The following is a 23,678-nucleotide window of genomic DNA, read 5'->3' as shown; positions in this document are numbered from 1 at the left end:
TCACTCCTTGCCGCGGACGACGGTGACGGGACAGTGGACGTGGTGCAGCAGGGCTTGGCTGACCGAGCCCAGCAGCAGACCGGTGAAGCCGCCGCGGCCCCTCGCCCCGGTCACCACCAGCTGCGCCTGCCGGCTGGCGTCGATCAGGGCGGGGCGGATGCGGGAGCGCACCAGGCGCCGCTCCACGGCGACCTGCGGAAAGACCTCCTGGCCGGAGGCAACCGTCTCGTCCAGCAGGTGCTGCTCGGCCTCTCGGAGGTGGGCGGCGTCCACCACGACGGCGGTCAGCGGGTCGCCGGGGCCTTCGTAAGCTCTCTCGCTCCAGGTGTTCCACACGTGCAGCGCCACCAGGGGCGCCTTGCGCAGTGCGGCCTCCGCGAACGCGAACTCCACCGCCGCCTGCCCCGCAAGGGAGCCGTCCACCGCCAACAGCACCGGACCGGTCGGGGCGGCGCGTCCGCGCGCCACCATCACCGGGCAGCGACCATGGGCGGCCAGATGCACCGCCGTCGAACCGAGCAGCAGCCCGGCGAAGGCGGAAAGGCCACGGTCGCCGACCACCGCCAGCACCGCCGAACGCGACTCGATCTCCAGCACCTCGAACGCCTCACCGGCCACCACGGACCGTGTGATCCCGATGCCCGGCGCCACCTCGTGCGCCCGTTCCTCGGCGCGGGCCAGCACCCCGTGAGCCATCGCCTCCAGGCCGCGGTCCCCCGGGTCCCACGGTGTGGCACCGGTCGGCAGACGCGCCGAGGGGCGGCCGAGGGCATGCACGATCCGCAGCGGCACTTCGCGCAGGTGCGCCTCACGGGCGGCGAGATCGACCGCGTCGAAACCCGAGGCGGAACCGTCCACTCCGACGATCACCGCATCGCTCATGGCGCACTCCCGTCTCCGTGGCGTCACCGGCGGCAGCCGCTTTCAACACCCAGGGTCGATGTGCCCCTTTCGCGGCGCCAGGGGCCATCCGGTCGCGCGAGGGACCGCTCGGCCCTGCCGGTTCCCCGCGAACGGCCACGACACTGACAGCACGCCGTACCGATCAGACCGGGCACCGCAACCGTCGTCCCGGAGCCCACCGGCACCTGCCGCCCGTCTGCACACGGCGCACCGGCGGTACGGGTTCGCACACGTACCGGACCATGGCTGACGAGGGTGATCGAGTGTGGATGTCAACGAGGTACTGCTGCCCGGCGTGGGCCTGCGCTACGAGTTCGTCAACCGCGAGGGCGACCGGATCGGCGTCGTCGCACAGCGCTCGGGCGACCTGTTCGCGGCCGTGTTCTTCCTCGCCCTCGGGTTGTCCGTCGATCCCGGTGACCTGCTGCCCATGCTGCCCGCCGCCATCGCGCTGGCCGTGGCCGGAGCGGCCACCAAACCGGCCGCCGGCTGGTACGCCGCCGGCCGCGACGGCGCCGGCCGACGGGGCCGACTGCGGGCCGGAACCGCCCTGATCGCCCGCGGCGAGTTCTCCGTCGTCATCGTCGGCCTCGCCGGCACCGCACAACAGCGCCTCGGGGCCCTCGTCACCGCCTACGTGCTGATCCTCGCCGTGTGCGGACCCGTGCTGGCCCGCTTCACCCCGACCCGCCCCGCAGCCCCTTCCCTGCGGACCACGGCCGTCACTGATACTCGCCCGCTCCCCGCACCACCACCACCGGGCAGTGCGCATGGTGCAGCAGAGCCTGGCTGACCGACCCCATCAACAGGCCCGCGAACCCGTCCCGCCCCCGCGCCCCGACCACCATCAGCTGGGCGGACCGGCTCGCCTCGATCAACGCCTCCCGCGTCCTGCCATGCGCCACCCTGTGCTCGACGGCCACCTCCGGATACCGCTCCTGGTGGCCGGCGAGTGCCTCGGACAGCAGGCGGCCTTCCTCCTCTGCCAGCGCGCCCGGCGGGTTCGCGTACGGCAGGGACGGATCCTGCGGCGCAGGCAGCGGCGCGTTCCACGTGGTCCAGGCGTGCAGAGCGGTCAAGCCGGTCCTGCGGAACGCCGCCTCGGCGAAGGCGAAGTCCACCGCCCGCTCGCCGGCTGTCGAGCCGTCCACACCCAGCACGATCGGCCCCTCGACCCTCGGCTGCTCACGCACCACCAGCACAGGACACCGCGCATGCGCCACCAGATGCACCGCCGTCGATCCCACCATCAGTCCGACGAACCCGCCCATTCCCCGGGAGCCGACCACGACCAGCTCGGCGGCACGCGACTGGGCCTCCAGGACCGTCAGCGGTTCACCGGTCACCACGACGTGGCTGACATCGACCTCCGGTGCCGTCTTACGAGCACGCTCCACCGCCTCGGCCACCAAATGTTCGACCATGTTCCGGATCCCGCCGTCGGGCGGCCCCAGCGGCCACGGCCCCACCGGCACGTGCGTCGGCGGCCACAGGAACGCATGTACGACCCGTAGTCCCGCCTCGCGCAGCCGTGCCTCGCGTGCCGCCACGTCCACCGTGGCAAGACTCGAGGCCGAGCCGTCCACGCCCACGACCACCAGCCCGCTCGTCACCATGTCGCCTACCTCCAGACGCCAATGTCCCTCCGCCTTCAGGCTCGCACCGGCCACCCCTCCCTGCCATGGGGCCTGATGGCCCTACCCGGGCCGACCACCGCCTCCCCGCAAGGCGGGAAGAGCCTCGACGCCGACGCCGACGCCGCCCGGACCCGTACACCGTGGTCTCCCCGAACGCCAAGGGCATCGGCACGGTCGTCAACGACCCCGACCCGGCCTACGACGACTGCTCGGACAAGGACCACACCGCGACCAGCGCGCTCGCGGCGATGCAGGGCAAGAACATCGGTGACCTGCTCAACAACAAGGGCGTGAGCTGGGGCTGGTTCCAGGGCGGCTTCCGGCCCAGCACCGCCTGGGACGGCAAGAGCGGCGACTACGCCAAGTGCGCCGGCACCACCCACACCAACGCCGGCGGCGCAGCGGTGGTCGACTACAGCCCGCACCACTCGCCGTTCGAGTACTACAAGTCGACGTCCAACCCGCACCACCTGGCCCCCAAGTCCATCGCCGAGATCGGCCACAACGGGCGCGCCAACCACAACTACGACCTCACGGACTTCGACGCGGCGCTGAAGGCCGACAGCCTTCCCGCAGTCAGCTTCCTGAAGGCGGCCCAGTACCAGGACGGGCACGCCGGCTACTCCGACCCGACCGACGAGCAAAACTTCCTGATCAAGGAGATCAACACGATCCAGCAGTCCCCGGAGTGGAAGTCCACCGCCGTCGTCATCGCCTACGACGACTCCGACGGCTGGTACGACCACGTGACCTCCACGGTGCGCAACGGCTCCACCGACTCCACCATCGGCTCCAACGGCAAGGCCCTCGACAGCCCGGCCTGCCAGGCCGGTCCGGCCGCCAAGGGCGGCTACGCGGACCGCTGCGGACCGGGCACCCGGCAGCCGCTGCTGGTCATCTCGCCGTACAGCAAGGTCAACAAGATCGACCACACGCCCACCGAACAGACGTCGATCACCCGGTTCATCGAGAACAACTGGCACACCGGCCGGATCGGAGACGCGTCCTTCGACCAGCGGGCCGGCAGCCTCACCCACATGTTCGACTTCAAGCACCCCAACAACAAGCAGGTGCTGCTGAACACGAACGGCTCAGTGCAGTCGGTCAAGCGGATCCCGCACTACTCCCAGACGGCGTCGACGGCCACCACGGCCCCGTACCCGGCATACGTCCAGGACCTGAAGGCCCAGAACGTCGCCGCCAGCCAGGCCGCCTCCAACACGCCGGCGATCGCGATCGGCGCGGGTCTGCTGACCGCCGGCACTATGACCACCGCGTTCGCGCTGCGCCGCCGCAGCGCGCGTGCGGGGACCCCGACAGCGGCCGTGTAGGCCCCACGGCCTCTCTCCGACGAACCCAGACGGTCCCGGCCAGGTACAGGCCGGGACCGTCTCCCTTTGCTCGTCCTGCTCGTCCTACTCGTCGGCGATCCAGTGCTCGAATGCCGTCAGGTGCCTCTCGGAGGCGGCGAGCAGGTTGGTGTACACCTGGCGAGTGTCCGGGGCGGTGAGTCCGGACAGCGCCTTGTTCAGTGCGGCGATGTCGTCGGTCTCGACCGTGCGGGCCGCCTTCAGGGCTCCGGTCAGGCTGTCCTCGCCCTGCTTCAGGAGCCGGTCGTAGGTGGCCTGGACGCCCGGATCGGTGAACTCACCGGCCGACTTTCCGGCGGTCGGGTCGGTGACGTCGTAGCGGTCCAGCAGGGTGCGCACGGCGGTCAGGTGCTGGGTCTCGGCCGACGCGATCCGCTCGAAGACCCGCACGTCGTAGCGTTCGGCGAACGCCGTGTAGAGGTCGTGCGCGAGCTTCTCCTCATCGGCCATGCTCGCCAGCGTGGCCTTCTGAGCGGCCGTCAGGGTGCCCTGCTCGGCCAGGGCGGCTCCGTTGCAGGTTCCGTCGTGCTGCCGAATGCCGTCCGTGGTGCCGCCATGGTGACGCGCCTGGTGCTGAGCGTCCGTCATCATGCTCTGGGACATGGTCTGCCCGGCCACCGGCCCGCCACTGCCGGGGTCCGCGATCACCGGGCCCACCGCCAGCACGCCGCCGATGGCGAGAGCGCCTGCGGTGACCGCTGTCGCGATCTTGATGTTGCGCCTCATGGCGAACCTCCTCGGTTCCGTGGGAGCGTCTCCCGTTCCCACACCGTCACCGTCGCGCCGGGCCCTGAAGTCGCCGTGCGGTGCGTGTGGAGACGGGATGGAGACATCGGCCGGGCGGGTTGGGGCTGTTCGGCCCCTCCCGGGGGCGTGCGCGTGGCGCGTAGGTGTGGGACATGACCACCACCGTGCTCGTCGTCGAGGACGAGAAGGAGATCCGCGAGCTGCTGCGCCGCTACCTGGAACGCGCCGGATACGGCGTGCTGACGACCGGCTCGGGCGCCGAGGCCGTACGGCTGCTCGGCGAGCGCGGGATCGACCTGACGCTCCTGGATCTCGGGCTGCCGGACGTGGACGGTGACGAGGTGCTGCGCGAGGCCCGCGAGCGCGGACGGGTGCCAGTGGTGGTACTGACCGCGCGCAGCACCGTCGAAGACCGCATCCACGGGCTGCGGCTGGGCGCCGACGACTACGTGACCAAGCCGTTCAGTCCCACCGAGGTGGTGCTGCGGGTGGGTGCGGTGCTGCAGCGCGCCCGGGGTACGGCGACGGGGGCGGCGCCCGTCGCGTCGTACGGCGAAGGACGGCTGCGGATCGACGAGGCCCGACACGAGGCGGTGTTGGACGGCTGTTCCCTGGAGTTGACGCCCACCGAGTGGGGTCTGCTGACCACACTGGCGTCGGTGCCGGGGCGGGTGTACTCGCGCTATGAGCTGGTCAACCGGGTGCGCGGCTATGAGTTCGCCGGGTACGAGCGGACGATCGACTCGCATGTGAAGAACCTGCGCCACAAGCTCGGGAGCGCGGGCCCCGACCTCGTGGAGACGGTGCTGGGCGTGGGCTACCGGCTGGGGTGGGCCCATGACGCGTGAGCCACGTTCGCCGCGCTCCGGCATTCGGCCGTCCGGTGGGCTCGGCCCGCTCGGCCGACGGCTGTTCGCCGCGTTCGCCGTGGTGGCACTCGCGTCCGTGGCCCTGCTGACGGTCGCTGCGCTCGTCGGAACCGACCGCGGGCTCAGCAGTGCCCACCAGGCGGACCGGCAGCGCACCGCCTCCCGGGTGGCCGCAGCCGCCGCCGACGCCTACCGGACTGCGGGCGGCTGGGCATCGGCCGACCTGTCGGCCGCGCGCTCCGTCGCAACCGGCGCCGGCGCGGTGCTCACTGTGCGGGACGCGGACGACGAGATGATGTCCGGTGGCTACGGTGCCGGGTCGGAGGACGGGCACGGCATGTCCGGCTCAGGATCCGGGCATCACGGGCAGGGCACCGGCTCGGGACCAGGCGCGAGCGCGCCCGTGGTGGTCGACGGCAGCACCGTCGGCTCCGTACGTCTCGTCTTCTCGGCCGGCTCCGGGTCGGCGGGCCTGTCCGTCGCCTGGGGCTGGGTGGCCGCGGCTGCCGTCGGCGCCGTCGTCCTGGCGTTGGCCGTGAGCTGGTTCGTCACCCGGCGTCTGACCGCTCCCGTGGTCCGGGTCGCGGCCACCGCCCGCGCGCTCGCCGGCGGAGACCGCACCGCGAGGGCCCGCGTCGACGCGCCCGGGGAACTCGGCGACCTCTCTCGCGCCTTCGACGCCATGGCCGACGACGTCAACCACGTCGAGCAGGCCCGCCACCGGCTCGCCGCGGACGTCGCCCACGAGCTGCGTACGCCCCTGACCTCGTTGCAGGCGGGGCTGGAAGAACTGCGCGACGGCTACGCCGACCCGTCGGCCGAGCGCCTGGCCTCCCTGCACGACCAGGCCTTGCGGCTGGGCCGCATCGTCGGTGACCTCGGGGAACTCGCGGAGGCTGAATCGGCCCGGCTGTCCCTGCACCTGGCCGAGGTGGATCTGACCGCCCTGGCCGCCGCCGCCGTGGCCGAGCGCGAGGCCGAGCTTCGCACGGCGGGGCTGACCGTACGCACCGCCCCCGGCCCCGCTCCCCTGCTGGTCCGCGCGGACGCCGACCGCCTGCACCAGGCCCTCGGCAACCTGCTGAGCAACGTCGCCCGCCACTGCCGTCCCGGCGACACCGCCACGGTCACCACCTCCGCCACGCCCTCTGAGGCTCTCGTGGAGGTGTCGGACACCGGTCCGGGCATTCCCACCGACGAGCTGCCACACGTCTTCGACCGTCTGTGGCGCGGGGCCCGCGCTCGTTCCGCGGGCGGCAGCGGCATCGGTCTGGCCGTGGTCAAGGAGCTGGTCACCGCCCACGGCGGCACGGTCACGGCGGACTCCGGACCGGGCGGCGGGATGCGGATGACGCTGCGGCTGCCCAGGTCCGCGCCACACGGCTCACGGCTCGTTTCCGCCCCCGGCGTCGAGCCACGTCTTACCTCCCAGGCAAATACCCCTAGGGGTATTTGACGCTCCCCTCCGGACCGCCGTACTCTCGCCGGAGAGATACCCCCAGGGGTAATTGAGGAGGCAATGAAGTGGCTCGTGAAGTGACACAGGAAGCGTTCGCGGCGGCCTGGGCCGACGGCGCGCTCGTGGTCGACGTCCGGGAAGCGGACGAGTACACGGCCGGGCACGTACCGGGCGCGCGACCGATGGCGCTGCGCACCGTGCCCGGGAGGTGCGGTGAACTGCCCACCGACCGCCCGGTGTTCGTGATCTGCGCCAGCGGCAACCGCAGCAGGACCGCCGCCGACCTGATGACCTCCCGCGGCATCGACGCCTGCTCCGTGGCCGGCGGCACCTCCGCCTGGGCCCGCGCCGGACGTCCGGTCGCGGCCGGTTCGCACGAGCACGCCGCCTGACCCCGGCCGACACCCGCACAACGGCCAGCCGGAAAGGAGCACCGCCTTGGCCGCCACACCCTCCCCCACCGACGCCCCGATCTCCGGTCGCCACCGCGTCGCCGTCATCGGCGGCGGCAGCGCCGGCATCAGCGTCGCCGCCCGCCTGCGCCGCGCCGGCGTCAGCGACATCACCCTGATCGAACCGTCCGACACCCATTGGTACCAACCGCTGTGGACCCTGGTCGGCGGTGGTCAGGCACCCCTGCACACCACCCGCCGCCCCGAAGCGTCCGTGATACCCGACGGCGTGCGCTGGATCCGCCGGCGCGCCCAGTCCGTCGATCCCGAAGCCCGCGCGGTGACCCTCTCCGGCGGAGACGAACTCACCTACGAGCATCTGGTGTTGACGCCCGGCCTCCAGCTCGACTGGGGCGGCGTGCCGGGCCTGGCCGATGCGATCGGCCACGACCGGGTGAGCAGCAACTACGCACCCGAGTACGCCCCGCGCACCTGGGACCTGATCAAGAACATGCGCTCGGGCACGGCCGTCTTCACCCACCCGGCCACACCCCTGAAGTGCGGCGGCGCCCCGCAGAAGATCGCCTACCTGGCCGCCGACCACTGGCGCAAGCAGAAGGTCCTGGACGACATCCGCGTCATCCTCGTCATCCCGGACGCGGCGATGTTCAAGGTGCCCGCCTGGTCACAGGTACTGGAGAAGGTGGCCGCCCGCTACGGGATCGAGGTGCGGCTGCGCTCCGAGATGACCGCCGTCGACGGCGACGCCCGCGAGGTCACCGTCACCGACCATGCGAACGGCACGAAGGAGACCATCGGCTACGACCTCCTGCACGCCGTGCCGCCGCAGAGCGCCCCCGACTGGATCAAGACGGGCCCGCTCGCCGACCCGGCAAGCCCGCAGGGGTTCGTCACCGCGGACAAGCACACGCTCCAACACCCCTCCTACGACAATGTCTTCGCGCTCGGTGACGTGGCGAACCTGCCCACCTCGAAGACCGGTGCCGCGGTGCGCAAGCAGGCCCCGGTCGCAGCCGGCAATCTGCTCGACGTCATGAACGGCCGGGCTCCGTCACACCGTTACGACGGCTACACGTCCTGCCCGCTGGTGACCGCCCGCGACCGGATGCTGCTCGCCGAGTTCGACTACGACCTCAACCCCACACCCTCGTTCCCCCTGCTCGACCCCTTCAAGGAGCGGCGCACGATGTGGGTGTTCAAGCGGTACGGCCTGCCGCCGGTGTACTGGCACGGCATGCTCACCGGCCGCCTCTGACCGGTCGGCCCGGGCATCCCCCGACCCGGGCCGACCACCACTCCCGCCCTCCGACAAGGGCGGATCAGACCCCGCCATATACCCCCCGGGGTAATCAAATCCTTCTGACACGGAGGTCACCCGCCCATGTTCTTCGCCCAGTACTACCTCGACTGCCTCTCCCAGGCGTCCTACATGATCGCCGACGAGACCACCGGCAAGGCCGTCGTCGTCGACCCGCGCCGCGACGTCTCCGAATACCTCACGGACGCCGCCGAGCACGGTTTCACCATCGAGGCCGTTCTCAACACCCACTTCCACGCGGACTTCCTCGCCGGTCACCTGGAGCTGGCCGACCGTGCCGGCGCCTGGATCGGCTACGGGCAGCGTGCCGAGGCGGAGTACCCCATCCGCAAACTGACCGACGGCGAGCGCATCAGCCTCGGCGACGTCCAGCTGCAGATCCTCGAAACCCCCGGCCACACACCGGAGTCGATCAGCGTCCTGGTGTACGAGCACGCCGGCGACACCGTCCCCTACGGCGTGCTGACCGGCGACGCGCTGTTCATCGGCGACGTGGGCCGGCCCGACCTGCTCGCCTCGATCGGCGTGACCGCCGACGAACTCGGCAAGATGCTCTACGACACCATCCAGCACAAGCTGATGGCCCTCCCGGACGCGGTGCGCGTCTTCCCCGCACACGGCGCCGGCTCCGCCTGCGGCAAGAACCTCTCCACCCAGCGCCAGTCCACCATCGGCGAACAGCGCGCCACCAACTACGCCTGCCGCCCGATGAGCGAGAAGAGGTTCGTCTCGCTGGTGACCGAGGGCCAGCCGTCCGCGCCCGCGTACTTCGTCTACGACGCCATCCTCAACCGCAAGGAGCACGGACTGTTCGACGCAACCTCCGCGCCCCGGCCGCTGTCCGTCGAGGAGTTCATGCAGCGACGCGCGGCGGGGGCGATCGTCCTCGACGCCCGCTCGCCGCAGGACTTCGCGCCCGGGTATCTGCGTGGGTCGGTCAACGTGCCCGCGGACGGCCGCTTCGCCGAGCAGGCCGGCATGGTCGTCGCCCCCGAGCAGGACGTCGTCGTCATCGCACCGCAGGACCGCGAGGAGGAGGTCGTCACCCGGCTCGCCCGGATCGGCTTCGACAAGGTCGGCGGCTATCTCCGCGAGCCCGAGGGCGCCTTCCCCGCGCTGGCCGACGAGATGGAACAGGCCAGCCGCCTGACCGCCGACGAGCTGCGCCACCTGCTCGGCGGCGACGAACCCCCGCTGGTCCTGGACGTGCGCAACACCGCCGAGCGCGAAGAGGGATTCATCGAGGGCTCCCTGCACATCCCGCTCGCCGAACTGGCCCGCCGTATCGACGAGATCCCGGACGACCGGCCCCTGGTCGTCCACTGTGCGGGCGGCCACCGCTCCTCCATCGCGGCCAGCCTGCTGCGCCACGAGGACCGCACCGACGTCTCCGACCTGCTCGGCGGCTACGGAGCCTGGCTCGCCCTGCCCGCATCGGCCGACGTCTGATCCACCCCGCTCCCGGGCGGCGGCCGAAACCGTCGGCTGCCGCCCGGTCCCCCTCACAAGAAGAACGCTTCACAGACAGCAGGGACCCCCGATGACCACCAGTGCCGGCAAACCCCGACTCGATCCCGCGACCCTGCGCGAGCTGACCCAGGAGGGCGAAGGCCCGCGCCTGCTGGACGTGCGTACGCCCGGCGAGTTCCGCACCGCCCACATCCCCGGCTCCTACAACGTGCCCCTCGACACCCTGCGCGAGCACCGCGGCGAGCTGCTGCACCACCTCGACGAGGACGTCATACTCATCTGCCGCTCCGGCGCCCGCGCCGCCCAGGCCGAACAGGCCCTGGCCGAAGCCGGACTGCCCAACCTGCGCGTCCTCGACGGCGGCGTCATGGCGTGGGAGACCGCCGGAGGCCCGCTCACCCGCGGCCCCGAACGCTGGGACCTGGAACGCCAGGTGCGCCTGGTCGCCGGATCCATTGTGGTGGTCACCGGTATCGCGGGCCTGTTCCTGCCCGGACTGCACCTGATCGGCACAGCCGTCGGGGCCGGGCTGACCGTCGCCGCGCTCACCAACACCTGCGCGCTGGGCATGCTGCTGGCGAAGCTGCCCTACAACCGCGGCCCGCGCGCCGACCTCGACACGGTCGTCGCCGCCCTGCGGGGCCCGTCGTGATCGCCCTGGTCGTCGCCTCGTCCCTGCTGATCGGGGCCGGCCTGGGCGTCCTGGGCGGGGGCGGGTCCATCCTGACCGTGCCGGTCCTCGTCTACCTGGCCGGGATGGAGACCAAGGAGGCGATCGCCACCTCCCTGTTCGTCGTCGGCGTGACCAGCGCCGCCGGAGTCGTCCCGCACGCCCGTGCCGGGCGGGTGCGGTGGCGCACCGGGCTGATGTTCGGCGTGGCCGGCATGAGCGGCGCGTACGCGGGCGGCCGGTTGGCGGCGTTCGTCCCCGGCACCGTGCTGCTCCTCCTGTTCGCCCTCATGATGATCGCCACCGCCGTCGTCATGATCCGCGGCCGTCGGAAGCCGCAGCAGATCCGCCACGAACTTCCCGTGGGGCCCGTCCTGTTGAACGGCGTCGCCGTCGGCCTCGTCACCGGGCTGATCGGTGCGGGCGGCGGCTTCCTCATCGTCCCCGCGCTGGCCCTGTTCGGCGGGCTGCCGATGTCCGTCGCCGCCGCCACGTCGCTGCAGGTGATCGCCCTCCAGTCGTTCGCGGGGTTCGCCGGTCATCTCTCCGGTGTGCACATCGACTGGGCGCTCGCTGCCGTCGTCACGTCGACCGCAGTCGTCGGCAGCCTGGTCGGCGGCCGTCTCGCCGGGCGCATCCCGCAGGACGCGCTGCGCCGGGCCTTCGGCTGGTTCGTCGCCGCCATGGGCGTCTTCGTGCTGGTCCAGCAGATGCCCCCGGGCGTGCGCCACGCCCTCGTGACGAATCCATGGGTCTGGTCCATGACGGCCGCGACCGCCGGGGCCCTGTTCAGCTGGTACGTGCTACGCCGCTCCGGGCGGACCCGGGACCGGGCGGACGACGCGTCAGGGCCCGCAGTCGAGGAGGACGGTCGCCCGTACCCGCATCCCTCACACCAGGACACGACGTCCAGCCACGCCGCCCGGTCACCGCTCGACACGTAGCAGCGTAACCCCGCCTCCGACGAACACGCCCCCAAGGAGATGCCCCGTGAAGGACACGGCACTCGTGAACGAGGTGCACGACTCGCAGGCCGAAGTGCTCAACCGGCTGCGTCGGGCGCAGGGACAACTGGCCGCGGTCTCCCACGCCCTGGACCGGGCCGGCTTCAAGATAGTGGCCAGCGGCATGCTGCAGTGCCTGACCGAACGACAGCAGGGACACATTCCTCCGCTGACCGAGGCCGAACTGGAGAAACTGTTCCTGGCGCTCGCATGACCCGGGCGCCCTGTCCCAGGGGGTGCAGGTGTTTCCCTTCCCCGTCATCACCGGGTCGGCCATCCAGCCGGGCCGCCACTGCCCCGACACCCACCCGGCCGCCCCAGCGACACCAGCGGCGGACCAGCGCGCCCGCCAACACGTCCGGACGCGGCTCATGAGCCGGTTCGCGGATGTCCCGGCCGAGACACTGGCGACGGCAGAGGCGTTCACGCACTTCGCGGACGCGCGTGTCCGGCACTAGGTTCCCGTTCTGGCCTTCAAACGCGCCGCACGGCAGCTGTCCGCCGGCTTCGACACCCGGGACGATGCGGGCGGCGCGGCACGAGACCGGCGCCGAAGTGCGTCATCGACCGCTCTCGTCCCTGCAACGCCTGCATCGCCCCGGATCCCAGCAGCCGCCCCTACCCGTATCTGCTCGCCGGGGACGACGCGGAAGACCCGGACGGCGGCAACGGCACGGACGAGGATTCCACTGACCCGGAACGACCGGAGGAATGGGGTACGCACGATGGACGCAGCGGGCTGGGACGAGCGGTACCGGGGCAGCGAGCTGGTGTGGAAGGCCGAGCCCAACCGGTTCGTCGAGGAGGAGCTGGCCGGTCTGGAGCCGTCGGGGTGGGCGGTGGATATCGCCGCCGGTGAGGGACGCAACGCGGTCTGGCTCGCGGAACGGGGCTGGGAGGTGGACGCCGTCGACTTCTCCGCCGTCGCGCTGGAGAAGGCCGAGCAGATGGCCGCCGGCCGCGGCGTGCGGCTGCACACCGTCCGCACCGATCTCACGGCCTGGGCTCCCCGCGAGGCGACGTACGACCTGGCGCTGATCGCCTATCTGCACCTGCCGTGGCCGGAGATGTCACAGATACTGCCCCGGGCCGCCACTGCCGTACGCGAGGGCGGAACCCTGCTGCTCGTCGGCCACGACGCGGCCAATCCCGAGCACGGTCACGGCGGCCCGCAGGATCCACGCGTGCTCTACAGCGCCGGGCAGGTTGCCGATCTGTGGCGGCCGTACGCCGACATCCTGCGGGCCGAGACGGTCACCCGGCCGGTGACCGACGCCGAGGGCGGAAGCCGTACGGCCCTCGACGCGCTCGTCCACGCCGTACGGCGATGAGACCGTCCGACGAGGCCATACCGGGTCAGGATGGCGTGCCGGGCTTCGTCGCCAGGTACCAGTCGGTGAGCTTGACGCTGTCGTCGACCAGCCGGGCATCCAGTTCCGCCTGGGTGCGCGGGGCGCCCAGGACGACATCCTCGCCGAGATGCCAGTTGGCGGGGCAGGAGACGCCGTCGCGGTCGGAGGTCTGCAGGGCGTCGACGAGCCGCAGGATCTCGGGGATCATGCGTCCGGCGTTCATCGGGTAGTACAGCACCGCCCGTATGGTCTGCTCAGGGTCGATGACGAAGACGGCGCGTACGGCGGCGGTGCCGGAGGTGTTCGGGTGGAGCATGCCGTAGGCGTGCGAGACGCGCATGTCCAGGTCGGCGATGATCGGGAACGGGATCCGTACGCCCAACTTCTCCTCGATCGCGCGGGTCCAGGCGAGGTGGCTGTGGACGGAGTCCACGGAGTTGCCGAGCAGGGCGGTGTTGCGGGCGGCGAACTCGTCGGCGAGTTCGGTGAAGGCGACGAATTCGGTGGTGCACACCGGGGTGAAGTCGGCCGGGTGACTGAAGAGCACCAGCCAGTGGCCGGCGTAGTCGGTCAGGCTGACCGGGCCGTGGGTGGACTCGGCCTCGAAGCCCGGCGCCCTGTCGCCGATGAGAGGCAGACGGGTGTACTCGGTGGACTCGGCCAGTTGGTCAGAGACGGTCATCGGAGGATCCCTCCCGGACGATCACGGATTCGGATACTCCCCAGGGTATTTTCAGGACCCTGGTCGGTGCAGGACCACACGGCCTGACATTCGCCCCCATCGGCCCTTGCGTCTGCTGTCCGACGAGACCCTCCCCGCATCGCACGGGAACACCCGGGCGCGGGCGGGGGCGGGGGCGGAACAATTCGGCCTCGCACCGCGCTGTTCCTTATACCCCTCCGGGTATGCAAGTCGTAGTCGGTGCCCGGGGACCGCGACCGGACCCGGCGAAGGAGCGTGAGCCCGATGGCGACAGCAGGACATGACGGACCTGCCAGGACAACCGAGGACACCTGTCTTGTGACGACCTGCGGGCGCAGGATCGCGGTGCGGTGTCTGCGGCTCGCTCCCGCACACCGACCCATCACCCGGGTCACCCTGGACGTGGGCCAGGACCAGGGCGGCGAGCCGGGAGTGTGGGCGGCGCTGACCGCCGACGAGGCCCGCGACCTGGCCCGCCGGCTCCTCCTGCACGCCGGCCTGGCCGAGCGCGGCACCGACACCCTCGGGTCGCCACCGAAGAGCGACCCTTCCTTCTGACTTCGGCGACGGGCACGTCACCCCAGGATCCGCAGGTATTCGCGGTCGCCGAAGGGTTCCAGACGGCGCCAGAGCACCGGATTGTCCGACGACCGGCTGGCGATGGGGGTCCCTCCCGGTCGAGCGAAGCCGAGACTGGGGGAAGGCGATGGCGCGGCGCTGCCGCTGCCGTGACACGGGTTCGACGACTCGGCACTCGGCCCGGTCACGACCCTTGAAGGACGTGCCGAACCCGGCGTTCAACCGGTCCGCCACCTCCTGGGGCAGCGTCCAGCCCAGCATCGCAACACCGGCCCGGCGGGCGGCCGACAGCGCGGCCTCGGTGGCTCGTCGGTGGTCCCGGTGTCCTGTGACACCTTCCGTGTCGAACACGAGCAGGTGACTGGGGCGCTCCTCGCCGATGAGGCCGGTGACGTGGGCGGTGAGCCGGTCCAACGGGATGTCGCTCAGACCGCCATCCGGATGTCCGGCCAGTTCCACGCGCTGGACGCCCAGTTCCCGTGCGGCGCAGGCGAACTCGCCCGCGCGGACGGTGTGCAGGTCGCCGGGCCTGCCGTGCAGGGTGGACGCCTCACCGTGGGTGAAGCAGAGGACCGTCGTGGGCACGCCGCCCTCGGACAGCAGGGCCAGCAGTGCGCCCAGCCCGAACGACTCGTCGTCGGGATGGGCGACCACCGCCAGCACACGCCGCACTCCGTCCGGCAGACCGCGCCCCGAGCCAGTACCGGTCATCTCAGGTGTAGATGATCTGGCCGCCGGCCGCGTGCTCGTAGAACTCGCCGACCGTGATGATGTCCTGGACGTGTTCGACGAGGTCGTCCTTGTCGAGTTCGAAGAGGTCGACCGACGCCTTGCAGGCGTAGATGCCGGCGCCGGTGTCGGCGATCATCTCGATGAACTCGGGGATCGGCGGGATGTCGAGCTTGTCCATTTTGCGTTCCATGTACCGGGTGACCAGGTCGGGGACGCCCGGCATGCCGCCCAGCAGGGTGGGCAGGTGGAGGCCCGGGTTGCCGACGGTGGCCAGCTTGATGTGCTCCCAGCGCTTCTTCGTGATGGCGTCGAGGCCGAAGAAGGTGAAGAACAGGTCGGCCTCGATGCCTTCGGCGCGGGCGCCGTTGGCCATGATCAGGGCCGGGTAGATCCCTTCCAGGGATCCCTTGGAGACGATGATCGAGACCTTCTCGATCGTTGCGGTGTCGGCCATGACGGCGTGCTCCTCGATGACAGAGACGGTGGCGGAGGTGATGGCGGAGGCGGTGACCGGGAGGTCAGATGCAGCCGCGGGGCTTGGGGATTCCGGCGATCTTCGCCGCGGTCTTGGCGGGCCCCTTGGGGAAGAGCTGGTAGAGCTCCTTGACGCTCACGCCGGATGTCTTGCCGAGGACGCGGACCGTGGGGCCGGTGCCCTTGGCGGCGTATTCGGCGCGCATGAAGTGGATGACCGTCCAGTGCCGGTCGGTCAGCGCCTCGATGCCCGCCTCGTGGGCGATCTGCTCGGCCATGGGCTCGGTCCAGCGGTCGGGATCGGTGAAGAATCCCTCGTCGTCGACGGGGACGGCTGTGGAGCCGTAGGTGGCGGTGGGCATGGCGGCGTTCTCCTTCGCTCAGACGGTTCAGACGTTCAGGCGTGGACGTGGTGCTTGCCGTGCTCGGGCATCGCCGAGTCGATGCCGGGCAGTTCCCGGCCGGGCAGGAGGCTGTGCCAGTACAGCCACTCGAAGGCGAGCTTGCCGAGGTGGTTGGCGTGCGACTCCTTCAGCAGCGGCAGGCCGAGAGCAGCCGGGAAGTGGCCGGGCAGCGGCTCGGTGTCGTAGTTGAAGTCGATGAGCAGGGCCTTGTGGAAGCCGGTCTCGACGAAGCAGTTGGTGTGCCCGTCGAAGGTCGCGTCCAGCGACTGCCCGGCCAGGAAGCGGCCGATGTTGTGCGTGAGCGTCTCCCCCGCGAAGTGCGCCACCGAACCGGCTTTGGACGCCGGCAGCCCGGCCGCGTCGCCGATCGCGAACACCTCGGGATGCCGGGGGTGTTGGAGGGTGTGCTGGTCGACAGGGATGAAGCCCAGTTCGTCGCCGAGGCCCGGGGAGCGTTCGACGTACTCGGCTCCTCCGTGCAGCGGCACGACCACCGCCAGGTCGAAGGGCACCTCGCGCTCGTCGTACGACAGCAGCCGGCCGCCCTCGCCGTCGACCTCGCCGAGCGTGAACTCGGTGACCAGCTCGATGCCCTTGGCGGCCAGCAGCCCACCCAGCGCCTCGGCGGCGACGGGCTTGGTGAAGGCGCCGTCCAGCGGGGTGGCGTACGTCAACTGGACCTTGTCGCGGATGCCGCGCCGCTGGAAGTACCAGTCGGCGAGGAAGGCGAACTCCAGTGGTGCGACCGGGCACTTGATGGGCAGGTCGGCCACGTTCACCACGACGCGCCCGCTCTCGAAGTGCTCCAGGGCGTGCTGCAGGCCGACGGCGCCGGGCAGGTCGTAGAAGGTGAAGACCTTCTCGCCCCAGCCGGGACCGGTCAGCCCCTCGGTCTCCTCCGGGAGGAGGGTGGCGCCGGTGGCGACTACGAGGACGTCGTAGGTCAGCCGGATGCCGCCGCTGAGGTGCACCGTCCGTGCCTCCAGGTCGACCCGCTCGATGCGTGCCTGTTTGTAGTCGACGGCGGCGTGCAGCTGCTGCGGGCGGGAGCGGACGAGGTGGTGCGGCTGGGCCGCCCCGAAGGGGACGAACAGCAGGCCGGGCTGGTAGACGTGGTCGTCGTCCTGGTCGACCACGGTGATCCGGCAGTCGTCCTCGTCGTACATGCGGCGCAGCCGGTTGGCCGTCAGCGTGCCTCCGGTGCCGCCTCCGAGTATCACGATGTGTGTGCCCATGCCCCCACTGTCGTGCGGGAGATGAGGCCCGGGCATGGGCCACAGGTCCCCATCCGGTACCCACCCGGGTATGTCTTCGCCCCGCCCCCGCAGGCCCAGCGCGCCGCCGGCCCGCCATGAACCTCCAGAAAAAATACCTACCAGGGTATGTCGCGACGGCTTCCGGCGCGAGGGCCGAACGGCCCCTGGCACACCCCGTCGGCCTCTCGATCAGCAGCGCGGTTCGCGGTCGACTGGAACTGGCAGCAGTCGACGCCGACGAGAGAGGTCCGGCCATGACCGGCACCGCACCGCAGACCCTCCCCACGATCCAGCCGCAGGACGCGGACGTGCACCGCTTCGAGGTGACCCACGCCCAAGGCGACATCTACACCGTGGACATCCGCGGCCACCGCTTGCATGTCGACCAGCCCGTCGAGGCGGGCGGCACCGACATCGCACCCACTCCCACCGAGTTGTTCGCCGCCTCCCTGGCCACCTGCGTCGCCTTCTACGCGGGCCGTTTCCTGCATCGCCACGGCCTGGACCAGGCCGGGCTGCGTGTCCGTACGGAATTCACCATGGCCACCGACCGGCCCGCCCGCGTGGCCTCCGTGCACGTCACGATCGTCCCGCCGCCCGGACTGTCCGAGCAGCGCCGCGCGGCCCTGCTCGCCGTCGCCTCGCGCTGCACGGTCCACAACACACTGCAGCAGCCGCCCGAGATCGGCATCGGGCTGGCACCATGAGCGCGCGCCTGGCACCGCCCGCCTCCCCCCTTCTGGCCCGCATCCGCCGCGGCCTCATCGGCGACGGCGAGGTGCTGGAGGGCCCTTACGGCCCCCGGCGCCTCGTCTACGCCGACTACACCGCCTCCGGCCGTTCCCTGGACTTCGTCGAGGACTTCGTGCGCGAGCAGGTGCTGCCCCTGTACGGCAACACGCACACGGAGAGCTCCAGCACCGGGCTGCAGACGACCCGGCTGCGGGAGGACGCCCGGCGGATCATCCGCGACGCGGTCGGCGGCAGCGAGGACGACCTCGTCATCTTCTGCGGCTCAGGAGCGACCGCGGCGGTCAACAAGCTGGTGGGCATCCTGGAACTGCGCCGGACCGACCCGCTGCCGCAGGCCATGCGCCCGGTCGTGTTCGTCGGCCCGTACGAGCACCACTCCAACGAACTGCCCTGGCGGGAGTCGGTCGCCGACGTCGTGGTCATCGGCGAGGACGCGGACGGTCACATCGATCTCGGCGAGCTGGAGGCGCAGTTGGTCCGGTACGCCGGCCGGCCGCTGCGTATCGGCAGCTTCTCCGCCGCCTCCAACGTCACCGGCATCCTCACCGACACCGACCGCGTCGCCCGGCTGCTGCACGCGCACGGCGCGCTGTCCTTCTGGGACTACGCGGCCGCCGCCCCGTACGTCCCGATCCGGGTCGCCGAGAGCGCCCCCGGCGCGGGCGATCACAAGGACGCGGTCTTCCTGTCGCCGCACAAGTTCGTCGGCGGTCCGCAGACCCCTGGCGTCCTCGTCGTCCGCCGCGAGCTGGTCCGCAACCCGGTGCCCACCGCGCCGGGCGGCGGCACAGTCGCCTTCGTCGACCCGATCGGCCACCGGTATCTGGACGACCCGGTCGCCCGCGAGGAGGGCGGCACCCCGGCGATCGTGGAGTCCATCCGCGCCGGGCTGGTCTTCGCCCTCAAGCAGGCCGTCGGCACCGACACCATCCAGGCCGCCGAGGAGCGGCACTGGAAACGTGCGCTCGCCCGGTGGGACCGCGACCCCGGCATCGAGATCCTCGGCAACCACCACGCCCGCCGCCTGTCCATCATCTCGTTCCGCATCCGGCACGGCGACCACACCTACCTGCATCACAACTACGTCGTCGCCCTGCTCAACGACCTCTTCGGCATCCAGGCCCGCGGCGGCTGCTCCTGCGCCGGCCCCTACGGGCACCGCCTGCTCGCCATCGACGCCGCCACCTCCCATGCCCTGCTCGACGAGGTCGTCCACGGCTGCGACGGCATCAAACCCGGCTGGATCCGCCTGAACTTCAACTACTTCATCAGCGACACCGTCCGCGACTACCTCATCGACTCGGTCGACCTGATCGCCGCGCGCGGCCACCGGCTCCTGCCCGACTACCGCTTCGACCCGCACACCGGCCTGTGGCGCCACCGCACCGGCCCGGCCTCTCCCCCGCTGCGGCTGACCGACGTGCGCTTCACCGCCGACGGACGGATCACCGCGTCGACGGTCCGCCACCATCGGCTGGGCGAGGAAGCGCTGTCGGGCCAGCTCGACCGTGCGCGCGAGGTGTTGACCTGCCGTGCGGATTCCCTCGACGACGACCCCACCGGGCTGCCGGCCGACTTCGAGCGGATGCGCTGGTTCCCGCTACCGCCCGTCTGCCTGGAACAAACCCGGACCGGCACCGGTTGAACCGAAGGGATCCAGATACCCCACCGGGTATACGAGAGGAGACCGGAAACCATGCCCACCGTGGAACTGACCAAGGACAACTTCGAGGAGACCGTCACCGGTTCGGAGATCGTACTGATCGACTTCTGGGCGGCATGGTGCGGACCGTGCCGCAGGTTCGCCCCCGTGTACGACAAGGCGGCCGAGAGCCACCCGGACATCGTCTTCGGCAAGGTCGACACCGAGGCGCAGCCCGAACTAGCCGCGGGCTTCCGCATCTCCTCCATCCCCACCCTGATGGCCGTCCGCGACCGGACCGTCCTGTACTCGCAGCCGGGCTCCCTGCCGCCGCAGGCCCTGGAGGAGCTCATCGGAAAGATCAGGGCCGTCGACATGGACGACGTGCGCCGGAAGGCCGCCGCGGGCTCGGCGGGAGCGAACTGACCTCCAGGGCGCCCATGGAGTCTCCACGGGCGCCCTGGAACGTGGGGTTCAGCGGCTGCGCAGAGCAGCCAACGCGGCATCGATATCGGCCGCGCGCGGGCGGTTGTGCGGCAGCTTGCCGAGCACGGCCGCCATGCCACAGGTGTTCGTGAGGGCGGAGAAGACCGGACCGCCCGCGATACCGGCCGAGATCAGCAGGAGGGCCGGGTGCACGAGCAGGCCGAGGAGGAGTCCCAGGAGCACCGCCGTGCCGGCGGTGAAGCGCACTTGGCGCTCCATGCTCCAGCCGGCCCGGGTGTCGCAGGCGGCCGGACGGTGCAGGTCGTGGCCGTCGGCGGCCCAGGCGCCGGTGCCCCCGGCGAGGGTGGCGGTCGGTATGCCCTGCTCGGACAGGAGCTTGCAGGCGTTCCCGGAGCGGGCGCCGGAAGCGCACACGACGAGGACGTCACCCTGCTCCGAGGCGTGGCGTATCTCCGGCAGGGCGCGGCGGACGTGGTCCAGGGGGATGTTGAGGGCGCCGGGGAGATGGCCGGAGGCGTACTCGGCGGGTGTGCGCACGTCGATGACGGTGAGCTCGTGCAGCCGGGTACGGGCCTGCTCGGTGGCGAGGGTGACGGGGAGGGGAGAGCTGGTCATGTCAGATGTGATCCTTCATGGTCGACGCCGTCCCGAACCGGGACGTACAGTACCCCTAGGGGTATTTTCTTTGAGGAGTGGTCGTGGAGCTGGAGCTTGAGGGTGCGGACCTGAAGTCCGTGCTGAACCGCCTGCGCCGTGCGCAGGGTCAGATCTCCGGCGTGATCCGGATGATCGAGGAGGGGCGCGACTGCGAGGACGTCGTCACCCAGCTCGCCGCCGCCTCCCGCGCGCTGGACCGTGCCGGTTTCGCGATCATCGCGACCGGCATGCAGCAGTGCATGACCGACATCGAGTCCGGCCGCAAGAACGGCGAGGACGCCCAGCAGATGCGCGCCCGCCTGGAGAAGCTGTTCCTGTCCCTGGCATAGAGTCCACCCGGGTCTGTCCGCCGCGGCGCGTCATGCCGCCGCGTCGGTCAGCATGAAGGCCGCCACCGCCAGCAGCACCAGCGCGAAGACCCGCTGAAGCGTGTGCCCGGAGACCTTCACGGCAAGCCGCTTGCCGTCCCAGGCCCCGAGGATCGCAGCCGCGACGAACGGCCCGACGACCGACCAGTCCAGCCCCTCGACCGTACCGGCGCGCATCGCCAGCGCGGCCAGCGAGTTGACGGTGATGACGAGCAGGCTGGTGCCCACCGCGTAGCGCATCCGCAGGCCCAGCACCCCCACCAGCGCCGGTACGGCGAGGAAGCCGCCGCCGACACCGAGGACACCGGTGACCGCGCCGAGCCCGCCACCGGCTGCCGCTACCCGCACCGGCCGCACCGTCACGGCGCCCTCCGCGGCCGGCCGGGACCGCAGCATGCGCAGGGCGGCCGCTCCCGCGACCACGCCGAAGGCCGCTGTCAGCACGGCCACCTCGACACCGACTTCGCCACCACCGTGAGCCGCGTCCGCGAAGCCCTCGCCGCACAGGGATTCGGCATCCTCACCGAGATCGACGTCACCGCCACACTCAAGGCCAAGCTCGACCACGACATGGAGGACTACGTCATCCTCGGCGCCTGCAACCCGCCCCTCGCCCACCGCGCCCTGGACACCGACCGCACCATCGGCCTGCTGCTCCCCTGCAACGTCGTCGTCCGCACCGACGGCGACCGCACCGCCGTACAGGCACTCGACCCGAACACGATGGTCGCCCTCACCGGACTCGACGCGCTACGCCCCGTCGCCGAAGAGGCCATCCAGCGCCTCGACGCCGCCCTCGCCTCCCTCACCACGGCCGACGCGACGCGGACAGCTGACGGAACGCCGAGCGAGCGCCTGCATCCGCTGCCGGCTGCGGGGTGCACGGGCGGACGAGCCGTCCTGGCCCTGATACCCCACGAGTTGGTGGACGAACGGCCGGAAACGCGCCCCTGGGCGGTGCCGTGGATCACCGCCGTCTGCGCGCTCGCCGCAGCAGTGGACGGCCGCCCGGTGCGCCGTGTGACCCTCACCCTCGGTTTCGGCATCGACGCCGACGCGGCACGCCACGACTGGCAGCCCCGCGGCACACGCCACGGTGACCTGGGCCACGGCTGCCGACACGCTGACCTGCCTCGGCTGCGGACGGGACTACCCCGGCGACCGCCTCACCCCCTGCCCCGTCTGCGGGGCGGACGGACTCGTCACCCGCCCCACGCCCAAGATCGAGATCCTCGCCTACGCGATCTCACCGGTTGCCGCCGGATGAGATGCAGCGCGACGTCGTGGGCGTGGTCGGCCGTCGTGTGCCCGCGTGGTCAGGACTGGAACGCCTTCTGGTACAGCTTCAGCACATCGCTGTCGAAGTAGGGCGAGAAGTTCTCGCCCGGGAGATTGCCGTCCTCATAGCTCTCCACGCCGTTGACGTAAAGGTGCCCGGGGACCAACCAGGGGCCACCGCTTGACCCCGGTGTCAGATTCCCTTCCTTCCCGATGGTGTTCAGGGTGGGCTGGCGGGTGAAGCCGCCCTGGCAGCTCCACATGCGATGCCCGTCGAACAGGTAGCCGGGTACGGCAACCGCCGGGTAGCCGAGGACGTCCCACTCACGGACCTCGGGCCGGTCGACGAGGAGCTCGAAGTGCCCGGTCACGTTGCCCAGCACGCTGAAGCCGTTCTTGCCGCCCAGTCCGACTTTGCTGAATCCGTAGTCCCAGGCGCGGTTGACCTCTGCCTTCCACCGGTCGGGCACGACGGGCTCACCGAACAGGGGCCACTGGCCCAAGGGTTCCTGAAGGTCCCGATAACCGGGCACGTAGGCCGCCTTGGTCGGGTACTTGCGCACCTTGCTCCCGTACAGGCAGTGAGCGGCGGTCAGGATGCCGTTGTGGGTGATGGCCGACGCGCTGCCCCGAAGGTCCACTCCCTCGCGCACGTAGAACAGGGCACCTGCCCGCCGGTAGTAGGAGCTGGTGGCCGGGTTCTGCACCAGGGTCGTTTTGAATGCGCCGGGCAGGGCGGACGGCGGCGCCGGAGTCTCCTCGGCCATGGTGGGGACCTCTTCCGGTATGGCCGCGGCCATCCGCTCGGGCGTCCAGTACTCGCTGATTTCCAGCCAGCGCTCGTGGTGGGCTCGCGCACTGTGTGTCGTAGACATGACGACTGTTCCTTCCGCTGGGTCCTTCTCCGTGGTGGTGTTGGCGGGCGCGGCGGAGATGCGGCCTCCGGGCCACGTCGTCATGCCTCGTCCGGCACGGCGACTCGCCGTGTTGCTGTTCATCGCCCCGTTGGCTGACGGCCGGTACCCGGGGTCGGGCTTTCGGCGTCGCCGTTCCCGTCTCTGACGCGGTTCTCCTGGTACCGGGCCCCGGCGTGATCACAGTCGCTGTCCGTCGAAGTGCGGCGCCTGTCTGTCGCTTCGTGGAGCAGCCGGTCCCAGGCGGCTGCCACGGTCG

At 71.1% G+C, this 23,678-nt stretch carries 25 protein-coding genes and 4 pseudogenes; 18 read left to right on the top strand and 11 right to left on the bottom strand.

Annotated features, from left to right (window positions below):
* Positions 1-882, bottom strand: a complete 882-nt coding sequence (locus AB0I51_RS21410) for a universal stress protein (RefSeq protein ID WP_362977364.1) — start codon at positions 880-882, stop codon at positions 1-3.
* A 286-nt stretch (positions 883-1,168) separates the two neighbouring features.
* Between AB0I51_RS21410 and AB0I51_RS21405 the strand changes: the two genes are divergently transcribed.
* Positions 1,169-1,696: a cation:proton antiporter gene (locus AB0I51_RS21405; protein WP_362977362.1), complete on the top strand. Its 528-nt coding sequence runs from the start codon at positions 1,169-1,171 to the stop codon at positions 1,694-1,696.
* On the opposite strand, the gene AB0I51_RS21400 is transcribed toward AB0I51_RS21405, so the two are convergent.
* Positions 1,626-2,519: a universal stress protein gene (locus tag AB0I51_RS21400; protein WP_362977360.1), complete on the bottom strand. Its 894-nt coding sequence runs from the start codon at positions 2,517-2,519 to the stop codon at positions 1,626-1,628. The two genes, AB0I51_RS21405 and AB0I51_RS21400, sit on opposite strands and share 71 nt — an antisense overlap.
* A 146-nt stretch (positions 2,520-2,665) precedes the next feature.
* Here AB0I51_RS21400 and AB0I51_RS21395 point away from each other — a divergent pair.
* A pseudogene (locus tag AB0I51_RS21395) lies at positions 2,666-3,871 on the top strand (alkaline phosphatase family protein); the annotation flags it as partial.
* Positions 3,872-3,955: 84 nt separating this feature from the next.
* Here the strand turns inward: AB0I51_RS21395 and AB0I51_RS21390 are convergent.
* The gene (locus AB0I51_RS21390) at positions 3,956-4,636 is read right to left on the bottom strand and encodes a DUF2202 domain-containing protein (protein WP_362977358.1); all 681 of its coding nucleotides are present in this window, start codon (positions 4,634-4,636) and stop codon (positions 3,956-3,958) included.
* Positions 4,637-4,809: 173 nt separating this feature from the next.
* On the opposite strand from AB0I51_RS21390, the gene AB0I51_RS21385 reads away from it, so the two are divergent.
* From AB0I51_RS21385 to AB0I51_RS21340, 10 genes are all read left to right on the top strand, one after another.
* The gene (locus AB0I51_RS21385; protein ID WP_362977356.1) at positions 4,810-5,505 is read left to right on the top strand and encodes a response regulator transcription factor; all 696 of its coding nucleotides are present in this window, start codon (positions 4,810-4,812) and stop codon (positions 5,503-5,505) included.
* Positions 5,495-6,982: a HAMP domain-containing sensor histidine kinase gene (locus AB0I51_RS21380; RefSeq protein WP_362977354.1), complete on the top strand. Its 1,488-nt coding sequence runs from the start codon at positions 5,495-5,497 to the stop codon at positions 6,980-6,982. Before AB0I51_RS21385 ends, AB0I51_RS21380 begins: the two co-directional genes overlap by 11 nt.
* Before the next feature lie 68 nt (positions 6,983-7,050).
* Positions 7,051-7,377, top strand: a complete 327-nt coding sequence (locus AB0I51_RS21375; RefSeq protein ID WP_362977352.1) for a rhodanese-like domain-containing protein — start codon at positions 7,051-7,053, stop codon at positions 7,375-7,377.
* 46 nt (positions 7,378-7,423) lie between these two features.
* The gene (locus AB0I51_RS21370; protein WP_362977350.1) at positions 7,424-8,653 is read left to right on the top strand and encodes an FAD/NAD(P)-binding oxidoreductase; all 1,230 of its coding nucleotides are present in this window, start codon (positions 7,424-7,426) and stop codon (positions 8,651-8,653) included.
* A gap of 126 nt (positions 8,654-8,779) precedes the next feature.
* The gene (locus tag AB0I51_RS21365; RefSeq protein WP_362977348.1) at positions 8,780-10,165 is read left to right on the top strand and encodes a rhodanese-like domain-containing protein; all 1,386 of its coding nucleotides are present in this window, start codon (positions 8,780-8,782) and stop codon (positions 10,163-10,165) included.
* Positions 10,166-10,256: 91 nt separating this feature from the next.
* On the top strand, positions 10,257-10,838 hold the full coding sequence (locus tag AB0I51_RS21360) for a rhodanese-like domain-containing protein (RefSeq protein WP_362977346.1): 582 nt from the start codon (positions 10,257-10,259) through the stop codon (positions 10,836-10,838).
* The gene (locus AB0I51_RS21355) at positions 10,835-11,800 is read left to right on the top strand and encodes a sulfite exporter TauE/SafE family protein (protein ID WP_362977344.1); all 966 of its coding nucleotides are present in this window, start codon (positions 10,835-10,837) and stop codon (positions 11,798-11,800) included. Before AB0I51_RS21360 ends, AB0I51_RS21355 begins: the two co-directional genes overlap by 4 nt.
* A gap of 64 nt (positions 11,801-11,864) precedes the next feature.
* Entirely contained in the window at positions 11,865-12,074 is a 210-nt protein-coding gene (locus AB0I51_RS21350) for a hypothetical protein (protein WP_362977691.1), read from the top strand.
* A 28-nt stretch (positions 12,075-12,102) separates the two neighbouring features.
* Positions 12,103-12,318 (top strand): hypothetical protein, encoded by a 216-nt coding sequence (locus tag AB0I51_RS21345; protein ID WP_362977342.1) that lies wholly within the window; start codon positions 12,103-12,105, stop codon positions 12,316-12,318.
* Between the two features lie 267 nt (positions 12,319-12,585).
* Positions 12,586-13,191, top strand: coding sequence for a class I SAM-dependent methyltransferase (locus tag AB0I51_RS21340; protein ID WP_362977340.1), 606 nt, complete (start codon positions 12,586-12,588; stop codon positions 13,189-13,191).
* A gap of 25 nt (positions 13,192-13,216) precedes the next feature.
* Here the strand turns inward: AB0I51_RS21340 and AB0I51_RS21335 are convergent, their stop codons facing one another.
* On the bottom strand, positions 13,217-13,894 hold the full coding sequence (locus AB0I51_RS21335; protein WP_362977338.1) for a peroxiredoxin: 678 nt from the start codon (positions 13,892-13,894) through the stop codon (positions 13,217-13,219).
* Between the two features lie 285 nt (positions 13,895-14,179).
* Here AB0I51_RS21335 and AB0I51_RS21330 point away from each other — a divergent pair, with 285 nt between their 5' ends.
* Positions 14,180-14,473, top strand: coding sequence for a hypothetical protein (locus tag AB0I51_RS21330; RefSeq protein WP_362977336.1), 294 nt, complete (start codon positions 14,180-14,182; stop codon positions 14,471-14,473).
* Positions 14,474-14,836: 363 nt separating this feature from the next.
* On the opposite strand, the pseudogene AB0I51_RS21325 reads toward AB0I51_RS21330, so the two are convergent.
* From AB0I51_RS21325 to AB0I51_RS21310, 4 genes and pseudogenes are all read right to left on the bottom strand, one after another.
* Positions 14,837-15,205, bottom strand: a pseudogene (locus tag AB0I51_RS21325) (PIG-L family deacetylase); the annotation flags it as partial.
* 1 nt (position 15,206) lies between these two features.
* Positions 15,207-15,680: a DsrE/DsrF/DrsH-like family protein gene (locus AB0I51_RS21320; RefSeq protein ID WP_362977334.1), complete on the bottom strand. Its 474-nt coding sequence runs from the start codon at positions 15,678-15,680 to the stop codon at positions 15,207-15,209.
* Between the two features lie 64 nt (positions 15,681-15,744).
* A complete protein-coding gene (locus AB0I51_RS21315; protein ID WP_262063326.1) occupies positions 15,745-16,062 on the bottom strand; it encodes a TusE/DsrC/DsvC family sulfur relay protein in 318 nt (105 codons plus the stop codon).
* Between the two features lie 35 nt (positions 16,063-16,097).
* Positions 16,098-17,339, bottom strand: a complete 1,242-nt coding sequence (locus AB0I51_RS21310) for an FAD/NAD(P)-binding oxidoreductase (protein ID WP_362977332.1) — start codon at positions 17,337-17,339, stop codon at positions 16,098-16,100.
* Positions 17,340-17,614: 275 nt separating this feature from the next.
* Between AB0I51_RS21310 and AB0I51_RS21305 the strand changes: the two genes are divergently transcribed.
* The 3 genes from AB0I51_RS21305 to AB0I51_RS21295 are packed head-to-tail and all read left to right on the top strand — an operon-like array spanning position 17,615 to position 20,181.
* Positions 17,615-18,067, top strand: coding sequence for an OsmC family protein (locus AB0I51_RS21305; protein ID WP_362977330.1), 453 nt, complete (start codon positions 17,615-17,617; stop codon positions 18,065-18,067).
* A complete protein-coding gene (locus tag AB0I51_RS21300) occupies positions 18,064-19,758 on the top strand; it encodes an aminotransferase class V-fold PLP-dependent enzyme (RefSeq protein WP_362977328.1) in 1,695 nt (564 codons plus the stop codon). Before AB0I51_RS21305 ends, AB0I51_RS21300 begins: the two co-directional genes overlap by 4 nt.
* Positions 19,759-19,809: 51 nt before the next feature.
* On the top strand, positions 19,810-20,181 hold the full coding sequence (locus AB0I51_RS21295) for a thioredoxin family protein (protein WP_362977326.1): 372 nt from the start codon (positions 19,810-19,812) through the stop codon (positions 20,179-20,181).
* A 48-nt stretch (positions 20,182-20,229) separates the two neighbouring features.
* On the opposite strand, the gene AB0I51_RS21290 is transcribed toward AB0I51_RS21295, so the two are convergent.
* Entirely contained in the window at positions 20,230-20,817 is a 588-nt protein-coding gene (locus AB0I51_RS21290) for a rhodanese-like domain-containing protein (protein ID WP_362977324.1), read from the bottom strand.
* Between the two features lie 83 nt (positions 20,818-20,900).
* Between AB0I51_RS21290 and AB0I51_RS21285 the strand changes: the two genes are divergently transcribed.
* Positions 20,901-21,188: a metal-sensitive transcriptional regulator gene (locus tag AB0I51_RS21285; protein WP_101403955.1), complete on the top strand. Its 288-nt coding sequence runs from the start codon at positions 20,901-20,903 to the stop codon at positions 21,186-21,188.
* 30 nt (positions 21,189-21,218) lie between these two features.
* Here AB0I51_RS21285 and AB0I51_RS21280 read toward each other — a convergent pair.
* Positions 21,219-21,674: pseudogene (locus AB0I51_RS21280) on the bottom strand (sulfite exporter TauE/SafE family protein); the annotation flags it as partial.
* A 27-nt stretch (positions 21,675-21,701) separates the two neighbouring features.
* On the opposite strand from AB0I51_RS21280, the pseudogene AB0I51_RS21275 reads away from it, so the two are divergent.
* Positions 21,702-22,034, top strand: a pseudogene (locus AB0I51_RS21275) (DUF302 domain-containing protein); the annotation flags it as partial.
* Between the two features lie 509 nt (positions 22,035-22,543).
* Here AB0I51_RS21275 and AB0I51_RS21270 read toward each other — a convergent pair.
* Positions 22,544-23,380, bottom strand: a complete 837-nt coding sequence (locus AB0I51_RS21270; protein WP_362977322.1) for a hypothetical protein — start codon at positions 23,378-23,380, stop codon at positions 22,544-22,546.
* Positions 23,381-23,678 lie beyond the last annotated feature (298 nt).

It is taken from the genome of Streptomyces sp. NPDC050549, from assembly GCF_040655035.1.
Classification (GTDB): domain Bacteria; phylum Actinomycetota; class Actinomycetes; order Streptomycetales; family Streptomycetaceae; genus Streptomyces.
Note: the sequence above shows the minus strand (reverse complement) of the source record. Positions and strands in the feature narration are given on the sequence as shown.